Below are 16,508 nucleotides of genomic sequence, written 5' to 3' on the forward strand. Positions count from 1 at the left end.
GGGGTCACTCCTTGTGGGAGAGGGCTCGAAGGGTGCGCGAGGGGCTCGGCCGGCCCAGGGCCTCGGCCATCCACACGCTCGTGGCGACCAGTCGGTCCAGGTCGACGCCGGTCTCGATACCGAGGCCGTGCAGCATCCACACGAGGTCTTCGGTGGCGAGGTTGCCGGTGGCGCTCTTGGCGTACGGGCAGCCGCCCAGGCCGCCCGCGGAGGCGTCGACGGTGGTGACGCCGTGCTGGAGGGCGGCGAGGGTGTTGGCCAGGGCCTGCCCGTAGGTGTCGTGGAAGTGCACGCCCAGCCGGGAGGTGGGCACGCCGGCCTCGTTGAGCGAGGCGAGCAGGTGCTGGACGTGGCCGGGGGTGGCCACGCCGATGGTGTCGCCCAGGCTCAGCTCGTCGCAGCCCAGCTCCAGCAGCTCCCGGCAGACCCGTACGGTCTGCGCGAGCGGCACCGGCCCCTCCCAGGGGTCGCCGAAGCACATCGACAGATAGCCGCGGACATGGACCTTGGCGTCCTTGGCGCGCGCGACGACCGGGGCGAACATCGCCAGCGCCTCGTCGACCGTGCGGTTGAGGTTGGCCTTGGCGAACGACTCGGTGGCGCTGGCGAACACCGCGATCCGGCGGGCGCCCAGTGCCAGCGCGCGGTCCAGACCGCGTTCGTTGGGCACCAGCACCGGCAGCCGGTGCGGGTCGAGGTCGCCCAGCAGCGGGAACAGCCGCTCCGCATCGGCGAGTTGGGGCACCCACTTGGGGTGCACGAAGCTGGTGGCCTCGACCGTCGGCAGGCCCGCGTCGGCGAGCCGGTGGACGAACTCGGCCTTGATCTCCGTGGGGACGACGGTCTGCTCGTTCTGCAGCCCGTCGCGTGCGCCCACCTCATGGATCCGTACGCGGGTGGGCAGGCCCTCCGTCCGGATCTCCATCGGCAGTCCGGCCGCGGTCATGACGTGCCCTCCCGCTCGCCCTCGGGTGTCTCATGGGGCGCGATCACGGCCAGGATCTGGTCCATGGCGACGGTGGTGCCCACGCCGACGTCCAGCTCGGTGACGGTCCCGGCGTGCGGTGCGGAGATGACGTGCTCCATCTTCATCGCCTCCACCACCAGCAGGCCCTGCCCCGCGGAGACCTCGTCGCCGACGGCGACCTTGACGACGGTGACGGTGCCCGGCATCGGGGCCGCCAGGGTGTCCGCGCCCGGCCCGCCGGCGGCCCCGCGCAGCGCCGCCGCCACCGGGTCGTGGTCGGTCACCTGCCAGGAGTCGCCGTCCCTGCCGAGCCAGTCGCCGCTGCGGCGGAAGGTGTGCAGGACCCCGTCGACGGTGATCCGTACGCGGTCCGGCTCGACCTGACCGGCCGGGGCGTCGGGCCGTACGTCGTGGTGCACCGGGTCGCGGCCCGGCACCCGCAGCCAGTGGCGGACCGGCGCCGGCTCGCCGCCGAGCCGGAAGCCGCTGGGCGCGGAGAACGGGTCGCGCCAGCCGCCCTCGGCCGCCGCCGGCTCCAGGGCGGCCTGCCGCACCGCCGCGGCCGCCGCGTACACCTCGTCCGGCACCTCGCCGTCGACCAGGCCGGCCGCCTCGCGCTCCACCAGCCCGGTGTCCAGGTCGCCACGGACCACATCCGGGTGGGCCAGCAGCCGCCGCAGGAAACCGGCGTTGGTGGTCACGCCCAGGGTGACGGTCTGCGCCAGCGCGGCCCGCAGCCGGCGCAGCGCGCTCGCCCGGTCCGGGCCGTGGGCGATGACCTTGGCGAGCATCGGGTCGTAGCGGCTGCCGACCTCCCCGCCCTCGGTCAGACCGGAGTCCGTGCGGACCCCGCCGCCGTGCACCTCGTGCAGGGCCAGCACCGTGCCGCCGGTCGGCAGGAAGTCGCGGGAGGGGTCCTCGGCGCACAGCCGCGCCTCGATGGCGTGCCCGGTGAGGGTGATGTCCTCCTGGGCGTACGGCAGGTGCTCGCCGGCCGCGACCCGCAGCTGCCACTCCACCAGGTCCAGGCCCGTGACCAGCTCGGTGACCGGGTGCTCGACCTGGAGGCGGGTGTTCATCTCCATGAAGAAGAACGAGGTCACGGGGGGTCCGGGGGGTGTCCCCCTGGAAGACGCGGTCTTGCCGGGGACGATGAACTCGACGGTGCCGGCGCCGCGGTAGCCGCAGGAGCGGGCCGCCTGGACGGCCGCCTCGCCCATCGCGGCGCGGGTGGCTTCGTCCAGCAGGACCGAGGGGGCCTCCTCGATCACCTTCTGGTGGCGGCGCTGCAGGGAGCACTCGCGCTCGCCGAGGTGGATGACGTTGCCGTGGCCGTCCGCCAGCACCTGGATCTCGATGTGCCGGGGGCGGTCGATCCAGCGCTCGACGAGCAGGGTGTCGTCGCCGAAGGAGGAGCGGGCCTCGCGGCGGGCGGCGGCGATCTCGTCGGCCAGCAGCGCCTCGTCGCGGACCAGCCGCATGCCCTTGCCGCCGCCGCCCGCGGACGGCTTGAGCAGCACGGGCAGGCCGATCTCCCGTGCGGCGGCGGCCAGTTGGCCGTCGTCCAGCCCGCTGCCCGAGGAGCCGGGGACGACCGGGACGCCGGCCGTGTGCACCGTCTCCTTGGCGCGGATCTTGTCGCCCATCAGCTCGATGGACTCGGCGGACGGGCCGATGAAGACCAGCCCCGCCGCCGCGCAGGCGCGGGCGAAGCCGGCGTTCTCGGCGAGGAAGCCGTAGCCGGGGTGGACCGCCTGTGCGCCGGTGCGCGCCGCCGCGTCCAGCAGCCGCTCCACCGACAGATAGCTCTCCGCGGCCGGGGCCGGGCCGATCCGTACGGCCGTGTCGGCCTCGCGGACGTGCCGGGCGTCGGCGTCCGCGTCGCTGTAGACGGCGATGGAGCGGATGCCGAGGGCGCGCAGCGTGCGGATCACGCGGACCGCGATCTCGCCGCGGTTGGCGATCAGGACGCTGTCGAACATCGTCGTTGCCATGGGTGTGGGCATTCCCCTCATGAAGATCACATCCGGAAGACGCCGTAGCCGGGCGCCGCGGGGTCCCTTTGGGGGAGCGGGGCGTTGGCGCAGGCGGTCAGCGCCAGCCCCAGCACCTGCCGGGTCTCCAGCGGGTCGATCACACCGTCGTCCCACAGCCGCGCGGTGGCGTAGTAGGCGTTGCCCTGGGTGTCGTACTGCTCGCGGACCGGCGCCTTGAAGGCGGCCTCCTCCTCGGCGCTCCACTCCTCGCCGCGCGCCTGCAACTGGTCGCGCTTGACGGTCGCGAGGACGGAGGCGGCCTGTTCGCCGCCCATCACCGAGATCTTGGCGTTGGGCCACATCCACAAGAAGCGCGGTGAATAGGCCCGCCCGCACATCGAGTAGTTGCCCGCCCCGTAGGAGCCGCCGATGACGACGGTCAGCTTCGGGACGCGGGTGCAGGCCACCGCCGTGACCATCTTCGCGCCGTGCTTGGCGATGCCGCCCGCCTCGTAGGAGCGGCCGACCATGAAGCCGGAGATGTTCTGCAGGAACAGCAGGGGGATGCCGCGCTGGTCGCACAGCTCGATGAAGTGCGCGCCCTTCTGGGCGGATTCGGAGAACAGGATGCCGTTGTTGGCGACGATGCCGACCGGATGGCCGTGGATGTGGGCGAAGCCGGTGACCAGCGTCGTGCCGTACTCGGCCTTGAACTCCGCGAAGCGCGAGCCGTCCACGATCCGCCCGATCACCTCGCGGACGTCATAGGGGGTGCGGGAGTCCACCGGCACCGCGCCGTACAGCCCGGCCGGGTCGAGCTCGGGCTCGTCGGCCTTGCGTACCGTCCAGGGCAGCGGGGGCCGTTCGCCGAGCGTGGAGACGATGGTCCGCACGATCCGCAGCGCGTGCGCGTCGTCCTCGGCGAGGTGGTCGGTGACACCGGAGACCTTGGAGTGCACCTCGCCGCCGCCCAGCTCCTCGGCCGTGACGACCTCGCCGGTCGCGGCCTTCACCAGCGGCGGCCCGCCCAGGAAGATCGTGCCCTGGTTGCGGACGATCACCGCCTCGTCGCTCATCGCGGGGACGTAGGCGCCGCCCGCCGTGCAGGAACCCAGGACGGCGGCGATCTGGGGGATGCCGGCGCCCGACATCCGGGCCTGGTTGTAGAAGATCCGCCCGAAGTGCTCACGGTCGGGGAAGACCTCGTCCTGCATGGGCAGGAACGCGCCGCCGGAGTCGACGAGATACAGGCAGGGCAGGCGGTTCTCCAGCGCGATCTCCTGGGCCCGCAGATGCTTCTTGACCGTCATCGGGTAGTACGTGCCGCCCTTGACCGTGGCGTCGTTGGCGATGATCAACGCCTCGCGGCCGCTGACCCGGCCGATGCCCGCGATCACCCCGGCGGCGGGCGCCGCGCCGGCGTACATGCCCTCCGCCGCCAGCGGCGCCACCTCCAGGAACGGCGAGCCGGGGTCCAGGAGGGCGTCCACCCGGTCCCTGGGCAGCAGCTTGCCGCGTGCGGTGTGCCGCGCCCTGGCCTTCTCGCCGCCGCCCAGCCGGGCCGCCGCGAGCTTCTCGCGCAGCTCGGCGGCCAGCTCGCGGTGCGCGGCCTCGTTGGCCCGCCAGGAGTCGGACGCCGGAACGGCCGCGCTCCCCAGCACCGGTGCCTGTTCCATCAGTACGAGCCCCCTTGCTCGATCACCTGCCCCGGCGCCGCGATCGGCGGCCGCCGGGCCATCCGGGTTAATGGCCGTTAACCTCATTTCCCTCAGGTTAACGAGCACTAACCCGGCTGTCTACAATCGACGTCATGAGTAATGCGCAGGCCCCCGCCCCGAACAGCCGCCGCGAGCAGATCCTCAAGGAGGCCGCCCGGCTCTTCGCCGAGCGCGGCTTCCACGGCGTCGGCGTCGACGAGATAGGGGCGGCCGTGGGCATCTCCGGCCCCGGCCTCTACCGGCACTTCGCCGGCAAGGACGCGATGCTCGCCGAGCTGCTGGTCGGCATCAGCGAGCGGCTGCTCGCGGGGGGCCGGATGCGGGTCGCGGAGGGCGGCGAGTGCCCCGAGGCGGTGCTGCACGCGCTGATCGACGGCCATATCGACTTCGCGCTGGACGACCGGCCGCTGATCACCGTGCACGACCGCGAGCTGGACCGGCTGCGCGAGGCGGACCGCAAGCGGGTGCGCCAGCTCCAGCGGCAGTACGTCGAGCTGTGGGTGGAGGTCGTCCGCCAGGTCCACCCCGGGCCCTCCGAGTCCCAGGCCCGCGCCGCGGTGCACGCCGTCTTCGGCCTGCTGAACTCCACCCCCCACCTGGGCCGCCCCGGCGCCCTGCCGGGCCGTACGGAGATGGCGGAGCTGCTGCACCGGCTGGCGCTGGGGGCCTTCGGGGCGGTGGCCGACGAGTCGGCGAGCGGGGAGTCGGTGGCGCTGGGGGTGCCGGGCGCCTAGGGCGCGCCCCGGCCCGCACGGGTTTTCGTTGACCTCTGGACAGCTTTGGTGACCGGCCGGTAGCTTTCGCTGAGCAAGCGCTTAGATACAGGCTTTGGCCGGTGAGCTGGAGGAGGCGACGCAGATGCGCCGTACGGTGTTCAACGAGGACCACGAGGCGTTCCGGGAGACCCTGCGCGCCTTCATCGAGGCCGAGGTCGTCCCCGTCTACGACGAGTGGTTCGCCGCGGGCCAGGCGCCGCGCGACTTCTACTACAAGCTCGCCGAGCTCGGCGTCTTCGGCATCCGCGTCGGCGAGGAGTACGGCGGCGCGGGCATCGACTCGTACAAGTTCGAGGCCGTGATGTACGAGGAGACCGCGCGGGCCGGTGTCTCCTTCGGCGGCTCCGGCGTGCATGTGCTGCTCGGCCTGCCGTACATCAAGATGCTCGCCTCCGACGAGCAGAAGAAGCGGTTCCTGCCGAAGTTCGTCTCCGGTGAGGAGATGTGGGCGCTGGCGATGACCGAGCCGGGCACCGGATCCGACCTCGCGGGCATGAAGACCACCGCCAAGCTTTCCGAGGACGGCACGCACTACGTCCTCAACGGCGCCAAGACCTTCATCACCGGCGGCGTCCACGCCGACCGCGTCATCGTCTGCGCCCGCACCGCCGCCCCGCGCGAGGACGACCGCCGCTTCGGCATCTCCCTCTTCGCCGTCGACACCAAGTCCGAGGGCTACTCCGTCGGCCGCAAGCTGGACAAGCTGGGCCTGAAGGTCTCCGACACCGCCGAGCTGGCGTTCGTCGATGTCAAGGTGCCGGTCGAGGACCTGCTGGGCGAGGAGAACAAGGGCTTCTCCTACCTCGGCCTCAACCTGGCCTCCGAGCGCTGGGGCATAGCCTTCGGCGCCTACGCGCAGGCCGCGGCGGCCGTCCGGTTCGCCACGCAGTACGTGCAGGAGCGCACCGTCTTCGGCAAGCCGGTCGCCGCCTTCCAGAACACCAAGTTCGAGCTGGCCGCCTGCCAGGCCGAGGTGGACGCCGCGCAGGCCGTCGCCGACCGCACCCTGGAGGCCCTCGACGCGGGCGAGCTGTCCCCGGCCGAGGCCGCCAGCGCCAAGCTGTTCTGCACCGAGGTCGCGCACCGCGTCATCGACCGCTGCCTGCAGCTGCACGGCGGCTACGGGTTCATGAACGAGTACCCGATCGCCCGCCTCTACGCCGACAACCGGGTGAACCGCATCTACGGCGGCACCAGCGAGATCATGAAGTCGATCATCGCCAAGTCGATGGGCCTGTAGAGGTCCCCCGCACGTGAACGACGCACTGCAGTCCCTGCTCGGTCTGCTCGCCCTGGAGCGGATCGAGCAGGACATCTTCCGCGGGCAGTCCCAGGCCTCGGTCGTACCCCGGGTCTTCGGCGGCCAGGTCGCCGCCCAGGCCCTGGTCGCGGCCGGGCGCACGGTCGTCCCCGCCGACCTTCCCCGAGCTCGCGGCTCCGCTCGAGCAGGGGAGACCCCGACGCCGCACTCCCTGCACGCGTACTTCCTGCGCCCGGGCGATCCCGGCGCGCCCATCGTCTACACCGTCGACCGCATCCGTGACGGCCGGTCCTTCACCACCCGCCGGGTCGTCGCCGTCCAGCACGGCCAGCCGATCTTCCACCTCTCCGCCTCCTTCCAGGTGCCCGAGGAGGGGATGGAGCACCAGGAGCCGATGCCGGCGGCACCGGACCCGCTGGAGCTGCCCACCGCCGCGGAGATGCTGCCCCGCTACGCCGACCGGTTCGCCGGCCCGGGCGTCGTCGACCGGCTGCTGGAGGCCCGGGCCGCGATCGATCTGCGGTACGTGGGCGAGCCGCCGTTCGGCACCGTCGGCGAGGTGCGCGAGCCCCGTTCCCAGGTCTGGTTCCGCACCCACGGCAAGCTGGCGGACGACGGGGAGATCCCCCGCCCCCTGCTGGACATCTGCCTGGTCACCTACGTCTCCGACATGACCCTGCTGGACTCCGTCCTGCTCGCCCACGGCCGGGGCGGCTGGGCGGTCGGCGACGTGGTCGGCGCGAGCCTGGACCACGCGATGTGGTTCCACCGGCCGCTGAGCGCCGACGAGTGGCTGCTGTACGACCAGGAGTCCCCCACCGCCCAGGGCGGCCGGGGACTGGGCAAGGGCCGGATCTTCACGGCCGACGGCCGGTTGGCGGTCTCGGTGATCCAGGAGGGCGTGATCCGGGTTCCGCGCTAGGGCCTGACCCCTCGGACAGGCCCTGGGGGGTGTCCGCCGTGGCACGTGGTGAGCGGCCGGTGGGCACGGCGCCGAGACGGCAGCGCGGTGCCCTGCCCCGGCCGCCGTCGTCCCTCGCGCGTCGCCCGTCGTCCCTCGCGCGTCGGCCCGTCACCCCTTGCAGGTCGTATGGCCCTTGCAGCCCAGCTTGGCGCCGGTCAGCCGGGCGCCGTCCAGATAGGCGCCGGAGAGATCGGTGCGGGTGAGGTCGGCGTGGGTGAGGTCGGCCTCGACGAGGACGGAGCCGGTGAGGTCGGCGCCGGTGAGGTCGGCGCCGGAGAGTTCGGCGTGGCGCAGGTCGGCGCCGCGCAGGCGGGCACCGGTGAGATCGGCGCGGCGCAGGTCGGCGTGGGGGAGGTACGCGCCGGCGAGGGCCGGCCTGACGCCGGGATGCGTCCTGCGCCAGTTGTTCCACTCCGCCACGCCGCGCTTGAGCATGGCGATCTGGGCGGCGTCGGCCGGTGGCTCGTCGGCGGCCCGGGGAGCGGGGGCACGGTGCGCGGTGGCCGCGGGGCTCGGGGTGGGGGTGCCCAGCACACAGGCGGCCGCGGCCAGGGCGACGGCCGCGGCCCGCAGGCCGGTGGGGGGAAGCGCGCGCATGGCTCAACCTTTCTGCCGGTGAAACACGGACAGTAAGATGGGATCACACTCCGCTGCCGATTTCTCGTCGGGCCGGTCGGCCCGGACGACGACCGGGGGACCCCCGGACAACGACCGGCGGGGTCCCACGAGCCCGGCCCCCTCGGCCCGGTGTCCCCGCGCCCCGGCCGCCTCAGCCCAGCAGCCCCGCCGCGCCCAGCAGGTAGGCGGTCAGCGGGTCGTAGTAGCGCGGGCTGCGGACGTGGTCGTCCAGGGGGATGGTCACCTGCAGCGTGCCCTCCGCCTCGGCGAGGAACAGCGCCGGATCGTTGCAGTCCGCGAAGCCCACTGCCTCAAGGCCGCGCTGGCCCGCGCAGCCCGCCCAGCCGTGGTCGGCCATCACCAGGTCCGGCTGCGGCCGGCCCTCGCGCTCCAGCCCGTCGAGGATCGCGGCCATCGGCTCGGGGGAGTGGGTGTGCCACAGCGTCGCGCCGCGCTCCAGCATGGCCACGTCGCCGAACTGGAAGACCAGTCCGTCGTCCGCCTGCAGCCCGTCGGGAATGACGACGATCTCGCAGCCGGCCGCCCGCAGCGCCTCGGCCGTCGCACGGTGCACATCGAGCAGCCCGCCCGGGTGGCCGGTCGCGAACAGCACGCTCTGCCGGTCGGCCGCCGCCTTGCGCAGCACCGCCGCCGTACGGTCCAGCGCGTCCACCGTCAGCTCCGGGTCGATGGTGTCCTGGCCCTGCCGGTGGTGCGGATCGTCGCTCACCCCGCAGCGCTCCGCCATCACGGCCAGTACGTCCTGCTCGTCCGACCACCGGTCGCCGAACTCCAGGCCGAACCAGTAGTGGCGCTCGCCGTTGGCGAGCCTGCGGTAGTGGGAGAGGTTGTTCTCGCGGGGAGTGGCGACATCGCCGGCGATGCGGGTGCGGACGAGATGGTCGACGAGTTCGGCGCGGGAGGGGACGGCGGCTGTGGAGGCTATCGGCATAGCGCCATTGTGCCCGGACGGGTGATCCGGGGCGGGGCACTTCCACACCCCGGACGGTGCGGGCGGCCGCCGGGCGGGCGCACCGGGGCCCGGACGCCCGGACGCCCGGGCGGGCGAGGGGCGGGGAGCAGCGGAGCCGCTCCCTGTCCAAAACGTCGAACGCGATCGGTCTCACTCCCGCAAATGTCCATGGGCCGGATCGGTGCCCGTCCGTAATCTCACCCTCATGACCACCGCAGCCAGCGCATCCCACGAGCCCGTCGGCCCCGTCGACTCCTCCCGCATCCCCCGCTACGCCGGGCCCGCGACCTTCGCCCGCCTGCCGCGCCTGGACGAGGTCGGCGGCCGCGCCGACGTGGCCGTCGTCGGTGTCCCCTTCGACACCGGTGTCTCCTACCGGCCCGGCGCCCGCTTCGGTGGCAACGCCATCCGCGAGGCCTCCCGCCTGCTGCGCCCGTACAACCCGGCCCAGGACGCCTCCCCCTTCGCGCTCGCCCAGGTCGCCGACGCCGGCGACATCGCCGCGAACCCGTTCAACATCAACGAGGCCGTCGAGACCATCGAGGCCGCGGCCGACGACCTGCTCGGCACCGGCGCCCGCATGATGACCCTCGGCGGCGACCACACCATCGCCCTGCCGATCCTGCGGTCGGTCGCCAAGAAGCACGGCCCGGTGGCCCTGCTCCACTTCGACGCCCACCTGGACACCTGGGACACCTACTTCGGTGCCGAGTACACCCACGGCACGCCGTTCCGCCGCGCCGTCGAGGAGGGCATCCTCGACACCTCCGCGCTCTCGCACGTCGGCACGCGCGGCCCGCTGTACGGCAAGAAGGACCTCGACGACGACGAGAAGATGGGCTTCGGCATCGTCACCTCCGCGGACGTCATGCGGCGCGGGGTGGACGAGGTCGCCGACCAGCTGCGCCAGCGCATCGGCGACCGCCCGCTGTACATCTCCATCGACATCGACGTGCTGGACCCGGCGCACGCGCCCGGCACCGGCACCCCCGAGGCGGGCGGCCTGACCTCCCGCGAGCTGCTGGAGATCGTGCGCGGACTGTCCTCCTGCAACCTGGTCTCGGCGGACGTGGTGGAGGTCGCTCCGGCGTACGACCACGCCGAGATCACCTGTGTGGCCGCCTCCCACACCGCGTACGAGCTGACGACGATCATGTCGCGGCAGATCGCCGCCGGCCGCCAGGGCTGACGGCCCACCGTGCCGCCGCGTGCGGACACGCCTTAGTACGGTACGACGACGGCACGACGACGGCTCGCCACGGAACGACCGTGGCGGGCCGTCTGGTTGCGTCACCACGCGTGTCGCAACGGGTGTCACAGCGTGTCGAAGTTGTCCGGGTCGAGGACGTGCTGCCAGGGTGCGGACTTCCCCGCCGCGGGGGCTGTCGTCGCGCCCCGCGGAGCGTCTGAGGCCTCGTCCGGTGTCTCGGTCGGGGTCTCGGGCGGGGTCCCGGTCAGGGCGTTCCACCGGTGCCGGGCGCCGCTGCTTCCCGCGCTCTCCACCAGGGCCGAATGTCACCGAGGGGCGCCGGCGTCACCGGGCGGGCCGGCGTCCCGGTCGAGGCAGCGCAGCGCGAACCACAGCTCCATACGGACGTCGGCGTCGTCCAGGTCGGCGTCCAGGAGCGTGCCGATACGGGCGATGCGCTGGCGGACGGTGTTGCGGTGGATGCCCTGGGAGTTCGCCGTGCGATCCCAACTGCCGTGCAGCGAGAGCCAGGTGTGGAGGGTGTCGAGGAGAGGCGGGGAAGCGTCCAGTGGGGCGAGCAGGGTCTGGGCGTGCTGACGGGCGTCATCGGGGGCGATGAGGGAGGTGAGGCCGTGGGGGCCGGGGGTGTGCTGGCGGACGAGGGAGGCGCGACGGGCGAGGGCGCGGCGCAGGGCGGTGGCGGCGTGCCGGTCGGCGGCCGGCAGCTCCTCGACCGGTACGGGTTCGCTGACGCCCAGCGTCCAGCCGGGCTGCGCGGAGATGTCGTGGCCGGCGGGGAGCAGGGCGCGCAGGGCGGGAACGCCGGCATCAGGGGCCGGGGCGACCAGTGCGGTACCGAGCGCGGCGGCCAGTGAAGCCGCCGACTCCGTCGTCTCCCGGCGGCGCTCGGCATGGACGACGGTCCACAGGGGATGGCCCAGGAGCGGGGCGACGTCGGCCGGGCGGGCGCCGAGGAGCAGGCGCACCAGGGCCGCGGAGTGCTCCCCGCCGGCCCCGCCGCCGGCCGCGGCGGGGCCGGTGATCAGCGAGAGCAGGACGGCGGCGACGCCCGCGATGGTGTACGCGGGCGGATCGTGCGGGTCCGCGGCGACCACGAGCGCGAGCGCCTCCGGGCCGGTGGTGCGCCCCGTCAGGGCGTACGCGGACAGCTGGGTGCCGGGCAGCGCGTCGGTGGCCGAGGACGGGCCGCCGGCGCCGACGACCCGCGCGAGCCGGTCGGCCGCGGCGCGTACGGCGCCGGCGGGGCGGGGGCCGGCCGCGCCGTGCTCCGTGCCGTCCGGTGCGAGCAGCGCCGTCCAGCCGTGGACATGGCGGGCCAGGGCGCGCAGCACGGCGCCGGCCGGCTCGGGGCGGGCTGCGGCCGTGGCCAGGGCGCGCTGCGCCTCGCTGAGCCGGGTCAGCTCGCGGTGCCGGGCCTCGGTCACGGCCTGCCACACGGCGCTCTCCACGGCGGTGAACGGGGTGCCCGCCGGGACCTCGACCAGCGGCAGACCGTGCCGGTCGCAGGCCGCCACCAGGGCGGGCGGGACGGTGTCGTGCACCGGCGCGATCCCGAACCCGAGGGCCGCGGCGCCGGCCGCGACCGTACGGGCCGCATAGCCGTCGAGATAGGCGTCCCGGGCGCCCCCGCTCACCTCCGCCAGATGCACCCCCGCCGTCAGCAGCATCTCGCCGCCCAGGAGGTAGGGCACCGGGTCCGCCATCTCCGAGGTGTGCACCCAGTGGATCGCGACGCCCTCGCGGGGGCCGGCGATCTGGCGCAGGCCCAGGTCCGTCCGCGCCAGGAGAGCCGCCAGCGGCACCGGCGGAGTGGAGGGCGGGGTGGACTGCGGGATGGACGGCGGGGGTGTCGGGTGCGGGCTGTGCGACATGTGCGAACCATCCACGTCATGGGGCGGCGAGTGGAGGAAACGTACACTTCAGCGTCGCCTTCCCGCCTCCTAGGGTCAACCTCCAGACGCGGCGCCCGCCCGGGACCCCCGCCCGCCGGGCGCCCGTCTCTCTCCCCCCGCAGCAAAGCCCCACCCCCGTACCCCCTCTCCCCTCGGCGCAGCTGGAAGGGATGGCCCATGGCTGTCGACTACGCGGTGATCGTGCTCTATCTGGCCGGAATGCTCGCCATGGGCTGGTGGGGGATGCGGCGCGCCAAATCCAAGAGCGATTTCCTGGTGGCGGGGCGGCGCCTCGGCCCCGTGATGTACTCGGGAACCATGGCGGCGATCGTGCTCGGCGGCGCCTCCACCATCGGCGGGGTCGGCCTCGGCTACCAGTACGGCCTCTCCGGAGCCTGGATGGTCTTCACCATCGGCCTCGGGCTGCTCGCACTGAGCGTCTTCTTCTCGGCCCGGATCGCCCGGCTGAAGGTCTACACGGTCTCCGAGATGCTGGACCTGCGCTACGGCGGCTCCGCCGGGCTGATCTCCGGCGTCGTGATGTGGGCGTACACACTGATGCTGGCGGTCACCTCGACCATCGCCTACGCGACCATCTTCGATGTGCTCTTCGGCCTGGACCGGTCGCTGTCCATCGTCCTGGGCGGGGCGATCGTGGTCGCCTACTCGACGCTCGGCGGCATGTGGTCGATCACCCTCACCGACATGGTCCAGTTCGTCGTCAAGACGATCGGTGTGCTGCTGCTCCTGCTGCCCATCGCCGTCGTCAGGGCGGGCGGCTTCGCCGCGATGAAGGCGCAGCTGCCGGACGACTACTTCGCGCCGCTGGGCATCGGCGGGCAGACGGTCTTCACCTACGTGCTGATCTATTCGTTCGGCATGCTGATCGGGCAGGACATCTGGCAGCGGGTGTTCACCGCGCGCGGCGACAAGGTGGCGCGCCTGGGCGGCACCGCGGCCGGGACGTACTGCCTGGCGTACGCGCTCGCCGGTGCGGTCATCGGCACCGCGGCCAAGGTGCTCTACCCGCACCTGGGCAGCCCGGACGACGCCTTCGCGACGATCGTCAAGGACGCGCTGCCGATGGGCGTGCGCGGGCTGGTGCTGGCGGCGGCGCTGTCCGCGGTGATGTCCACGTCCTCGGGGGCGCTGATCGCCTGCGCCACGGTCGCCAACAACGACATCTGGGCCCGGGTGCGGGGCGCGGTGCGCGGGCCGGAGGCGGCGGGCGAGGCGGCGCACGACGAGGTGCGCGGCAACCGGCTGTTCATCCTCCTGATGGGCGTCGCGGTCATCGGCATCGCGATCGGCCTGAACGATGTCGTCGCGGCCCTCACCGTCGCCTACAACCTGCTGGTCGGCGGGCTGCTGGTGCCGATCCTGGGCGGGCTGCTGTGGAAGCGCGGCACGGCGGCGGGCGCGCTCGCCTCGGTCGCGGTGGGCGGCCTGGCCGTCGTCGGCCTGATGGTCTCCTTCGGCGTCCTGGCCAACGAGCCGATCTACTACGGGCTGATCGCCTCCCTCGTGGCCTATGTGGCGGTGAGCCTGGCCACCAGGCCCACGGACGCGGCGGTACTGGCCGCCTGGCGGGAGCGGCTGGCCGCGAAATCAAGCCTGACCGGCGTTTGAGGACGAGCGGCCGGCAGGCCGCGAACGAGCACAACGAGACGGAGAGCCGACAGAAGATGAGCAGCACCCCAGCCACCCGCACCGGAGGCGACCTGGTCGTCGAGTCGCTCACCGCCCTCGGCGCGAGTACCGTCTTCGGCCTCCCCGGCCAGCACGCCCTCGGGATGTTCGACGCGCTGCGCCGCTCCGCGCTGCGCTACGTGGGGCTGCGGGTGGAGAACAACGCGGGCTTCGCCGCCGACGCGTACGCCAGGACCACCCACGGCGTCGCGCCGCTGCTGGTCTCCACCGGCCCCGGTGCGCTGATGACGCTGCCCGCGCTCCAGGAGGCGGCCGCGGCATCGGCCGCCGTACTGGCCATCGGCAGTCAGGTGCCGCTGGCCGGTATCGGCGGCGGACGCCACGGCTATCTGCATGAACTCACCGACCAGAGCGCCTCGTTCCGGGGCGTGGTCAAGTCCGTCCACACGGTGCGCACCGCCTCGCAGATCCCCTCGGCGGTGGCCGCCGCCTGGGAGTCGGCCCTGAGCGCCCCGCACGGTCCGGTCTGGCTGGAGATCCCGCAGGATGTGCTGCTGGCCGAGGTGGACGTGCCGCCGGTGGCCGGACTCGACGTCGCGCCGACCAAGCCGGCGCCCCGCCCCGAGCTGATCGCGGCGGCGGCCGACCGGCTGACGCGGGCCCGGCGGCCGGTGATCCTGGCCGGCGGCGGAGTCGTACGGGCCGGGGCCGAGGCGGAGCTGCTGGCGCTCGCCGAGCGGTTGCGGGCGCCGGTGGCGACCACCTTCGGCGGCAAGGGCGCCTTCCCGTGGGAGCATCCGCTCTCCCTCCAGTCCTGGCTGGAGGACCGCCACACCACGTCCTTCCTGGAGGACGCGGACACCCTGCTGGTCGTCGGCTCCGGGCTGGGCGAACTCTCCTCGAACTACCACACGTTCCGGCCGCGCGGCCGCGTCGTGCAGATCGAGGCGGACCTCGGCAAGCTGGAGTCCAACCATGCCGCGCTGGGTATCCACGCGGACGCCCGGGCGGCCCTGGCCGCGCTGGTCGAGGAGGTGGCGGCGCGCGGTGAAGCGGGCGCCGGCTCCGCCGCGGCCCCGGGCCCCGCGGCGCATGACTCCGTGGCGTACGACCCCGAATCCGCCGTCCGCGGCCTGCTCGCCCGCGTCCGCGACCGCCTCGCCGGTCAGGAGCTCGACCTGGAGCAGCAGGTTTTGGCCGCGGTGCGGCAGGCGCTGCCGGACGGCGCGGTCAGCTGCTGGGACATGACGATCCTCGCCTACTGGGCCTGGTCGGCCTTCGATGCGCGGGGCACCAACGCGCTGCACTCCGCGCAGGGCGCGGGCGGCCTGGGCTACGGCTTCCCGGCGGCACTGGGCGTGGCCGCCGCCGACCCGGCCCGGCCGGTGCTGGCGGTCTCCGGCGACGGCGGCGCGATGTACTCGATCGCCGAGCTGGCCACCGCCCGGCAGTACGACCTGCCGGTGACCTGGCTCATCGTGGACGACGGGGGCTACGGCATCCTGCGCGAGTACATGACCGACGCCTTCGGCGCGGCCACCGCCACCGAACTCGCCCGCCCGGACTTCGCGGCGCTCGCCGGGTCCTTCGGCGTCCCCGCGGTCACCACGAGCCCCGAGCACCTGGCCACGGACCTGTCGGCCGCGCTCGCCGCCCCCGGCCCGTCGGTGGTCGTACTCCCGGCCCGGCTGCGGATGTTCGCCCCGACCCACCTGGCGGCTGACGCCCAGGGCCGGTCCGATGGGTCAGGGTCGCAAGCGTTCTAGGCGTGCTGTCCGGGGGTGTCTCCCCGGACCTCGTGGGGCGGCCGCGTCCCCACCCGCCCCTGCACCAGCCGCGACAGCGACGCGTGCACCTCCTCGACCGACCGGTCCGGCTGGAAGGACAGCCAGTCCAGGGCCGCGACCAGAACCATGCCGAGGAGGGCGGAGGAGGTCAGGGGGATGTCGAGTTCCTCGGAGAGTTCGCCGGTGCGCACCGCGTCGCGCAGGACGGACTCGACGACGGTCAGCGCGCGGCCGCGTACCGACGCCACGGTGGCGCGCCAGCTGCGGTTGGTACGCCACAGCTCGGCGACGTAGAGCTGGGTGAGGGCCGGGGAGCGGGCGATGAAGTCCAGGCCCGCGCGGATCATGGCGTCGAGTGCGTCGACCCGGGTGCCGCCGCGGCCCGCGGTGGTGTCGGCGGCGTGCTGGAGGGCCTCGGCGAGCTGGTCGAGGCCGTCGCGCAGCAGCTCCTCGTAGAGGACGTTCTTGCTGGCGAAGTTGTAGTAGACGGTGCCCTTGGCGACGCCCGCGCGGTCGGCGATCTCATCGACGGTGGTGGCGGAGAAGCCCTGTTCGGCGATGAGGGTGACGGCGGCGTCGAAGAGCCGCCGGCGGGTGGCCGAGCGGCGGGCGTTGGGGGCGCCCCCCGGGGGGGGGGGGGGGGGGGGGGGGGGGGGGGGGGGGGGGGGGGGGAGGGGGGAGGGGGGGAGGAAGGAGAAGCAAGAAACGGAAGGGTA

14 protein-coding genes are annotated in these 16,508 nt (G+C 73.6%); 6 read left to right on the plus strand and 8 right to left on the minus strand.

The genetic code is table 11. The features are described 5' to 3' along the window. Positions 1–4 precede the first annotated feature (4 nt). From ACZ5XZ_RS14285 to ACZ5XZ_RS14295, 3 genes are read right to left on the minus strand one after another with little or no spacing between them, the layout of a single operon-like run. Positions 5–946, minus strand: a complete 942-nt coding sequence (locus tag ACZ5XZ_RS14285) for a hydroxymethylglutaryl-CoA lyase (RefSeq protein ID WP_468977614.1) — start codon at positions 944–946, stop codon at positions 5–7. After that, a complete protein-coding gene (locus tag ACZ5XZ_RS14290) occupies positions 943–2,961 on the minus strand; it encodes an acetyl/propionyl/methylcrotonyl-CoA carboxylase subunit alpha (RefSeq protein WP_468977615.1) in 2,019 nt (672 codons plus the stop codon). The genes ACZ5XZ_RS14285 and ACZ5XZ_RS14290 overlap by 4 nt, the downstream gene beginning before the upstream one ends. Positions 2,962–2,987: 26 nt before the next feature. Further along, complete coding sequence (locus ACZ5XZ_RS14295; RefSeq protein WP_468977618.1) at positions 2,988–4,619, minus strand: carboxyl transferase domain-containing protein; 1,632 nt, start codon at positions 4,617–4,619, stop codon at positions 2,988–2,990. Positions 4,620–4,753: 134 nt separating this feature from the next. On the opposite strand from ACZ5XZ_RS14295, the gene ACZ5XZ_RS14300 reads away from it, so the two are divergent. The 3 genes from ACZ5XZ_RS14300 (at position 4,754) to ACZ5XZ_RS14310 (ending at position 7,620) form a co-directional block, all read left to right on the plus strand. After that, complete coding sequence (locus tag ACZ5XZ_RS14300; protein ID WP_468977619.1) at positions 4,754–5,395, plus strand: SACE_7040 family transcriptional regulator; 642 nt, start codon at positions 4,754–4,756, stop codon at positions 5,393–5,395. A gap of 124 nt (positions 5,396–5,519) precedes the next feature. Continuing rightward, positions 5,520–6,677: an acyl-CoA dehydrogenase family protein gene (locus ACZ5XZ_RS14305; protein ID WP_468977861.1), complete on the plus strand. Its 1,158-nt coding sequence runs from the start codon at positions 5,520–5,522 to the stop codon at positions 6,675–6,677. 13 nt (positions 6,678–6,690) lie between these two features. Next, a complete protein-coding gene (locus ACZ5XZ_RS14310) occupies positions 6,691–7,620 on the plus strand; it encodes an acyl-CoA thioesterase (protein ID WP_468977620.1) in 930 nt (309 codons plus the stop codon). Between the two features lie 150 nt (positions 7,621–7,770). On the opposite strand, the gene ACZ5XZ_RS14315 is transcribed toward ACZ5XZ_RS14310, so the two are convergent. Together ACZ5XZ_RS14315 and ACZ5XZ_RS14320 are read right to left on the minus strand one after the other, a co-directional pair. Further along, positions 7,771–8,259 carry a pentapeptide repeat-containing protein gene (locus ACZ5XZ_RS14315; protein WP_468977622.1) on the minus strand — a complete coding sequence of 163 codons (489 nt, stop codon included), beginning with the start codon at positions 8,257–8,259 and terminating at the stop codon, positions 7,771–7,773. Positions 8,260–8,431: 172 nt separating this feature from the next. Next, positions 8,432–9,232: a phosphatase gene (locus ACZ5XZ_RS14320; RefSeq protein WP_468977625.1), complete on the minus strand. Its 801-nt coding sequence runs from the start codon at positions 9,230–9,232 to the stop codon at positions 8,432–8,434. Positions 9,233–9,458: 226 nt separating this feature from the next. On the opposite strand from ACZ5XZ_RS14320, the gene speB reads away from it, so the two are divergent. Further along, the gene (speB, locus tag ACZ5XZ_RS14325) at positions 9,459–10,442 is read left to right on the plus strand and encodes an agmatinase (RefSeq protein WP_468977626.1); all 984 of its coding nucleotides are present in this window, start codon (positions 9,459–9,461) and stop codon (positions 10,440–10,442) included. Between the two features lie 125 nt (positions 10,443–10,567). Here speB and ACZ5XZ_RS14330 read toward each other — a convergent pair whose 3' ends face one another. Together ACZ5XZ_RS14330 and ACZ5XZ_RS14335 are read right to left on the minus strand one after the other, a co-directional pair. Continuing rightward, positions 10,568–10,756, minus strand: coding sequence for a hypothetical protein (locus ACZ5XZ_RS14330; RefSeq protein ID WP_468977628.1), 189 nt, complete (start codon positions 10,754–10,756; stop codon positions 10,568–10,570). Between the two features lie 12 nt (positions 10,757–10,768). Next, complete coding sequence (locus ACZ5XZ_RS14335; RefSeq protein WP_468977629.1) at positions 10,769–12,334, minus strand: PucR family transcriptional regulator ligand-binding domain-containing protein; 1,566 nt, start codon at positions 12,332–12,334, stop codon at positions 10,769–10,771. Between the two features lie 198 nt (positions 12,335–12,532). Between ACZ5XZ_RS14335 and ACZ5XZ_RS14340 the strand changes: the two genes are divergently transcribed. Further along, a complete protein-coding gene (locus tag ACZ5XZ_RS14340) occupies positions 12,533–13,984 on the plus strand; it encodes a sodium:solute symporter family protein (protein WP_468977631.1) in 1,452 nt (483 codons plus the stop codon). A gap of 56 nt (positions 13,985–14,040) precedes the next feature. Further along, positions 14,041–15,771, plus strand: a complete 1,731-nt coding sequence (locus ACZ5XZ_RS14345) for a thiamine pyrophosphate-binding protein (RefSeq protein WP_468977634.1) — start codon at positions 14,041–14,043, stop codon at positions 15,769–15,771. Here the strand turns inward: ACZ5XZ_RS14345 and ACZ5XZ_RS14350 are convergent. Beyond that, a partial coding sequence (locus ACZ5XZ_RS14350) for a TetR/AcrR family transcriptional regulator (protein WP_468977636.1) occupies positions 15,768–16,508 on the minus strand: 741 nt, incomplete at its 5' end. The genes ACZ5XZ_RS14345 and ACZ5XZ_RS14350 overlap by 4 nt on opposite strands.

The organism is Streptomyces sp. NPDC033270, from assembly GCF_055576575.1.

Bases quoted from the DNA above. Each gene is read 5' to 3' on its own strand.
- ACZ5XZ_RS14285 (WP_468977614.1), bottom strand. From the start codon at position 946: ATGACCGCGGCCGGACTGCCGATGGAGATCCGGACGGAGGGCCTGCCC.
- ACZ5XZ_RS14290 (WP_468977615.1), bottom strand. From the start codon at position 2,961: ATGGCAACGACGATGTTCGACAGCGTCCTGATCGCCAACCGCGGCGAG.
- ACZ5XZ_RS14295 (WP_468977618.1), bottom strand. From the start codon at position 4,619: ATGGAACAGGCACCGGTGCTGGGGAGCGCGGCCGTTCCGGCGTCCGAC.
- ACZ5XZ_RS14300 (WP_468977619.1), top strand. From the start codon at position 4,754: ATGAGTAATGCGCAGGCCCCCGCCCCGAACAGCCGCCGCGAGCAGATC.
- ACZ5XZ_RS14305 (WP_468977861.1), top strand. From the start codon at position 5,520: ATGCGCCGTACGGTGTTCAACGAGGACCACGAGGCGTTCCGGGAGACC.
- ACZ5XZ_RS14315 (WP_468977622.1), bottom strand. From the start codon at position 8,259: ATGCGCGCGCTTCCCCCCACCGGCCTGCGGGCCGCGGCCGTCGCCCTG.
- ACZ5XZ_RS14320 (WP_468977625.1), bottom strand. From the start codon at position 9,232: ATGCCGATAGCCTCCACAGCCGCCGTCCCCTCCCGCGCCGAACTCGTC.
- speB (WP_468977626.1), top strand. From the start codon at position 9,459: ATGACCACCGCAGCCAGCGCATCCCACGAGCCCGTCGGCCCCGTCGAC.
- ACZ5XZ_RS14335 (WP_468977629.1), bottom strand. From the start codon at position 12,334: ATGTCGCACAGCCCGCACCCGACACCCCCGCCGTCCATCCCGCAGTCC.
- ACZ5XZ_RS14340 (WP_468977631.1), top strand. From the start codon at position 12,533: ATGGCTGTCGACTACGCGGTGATCGTGCTCTATCTGGCCGGAATGCTC.
- ACZ5XZ_RS14345 (WP_468977634.1), top strand. From the start codon at position 14,041: ATGAGCAGCACCCCAGCCACCCGCACCGGAGGCGACCTGGTCGTCGAG.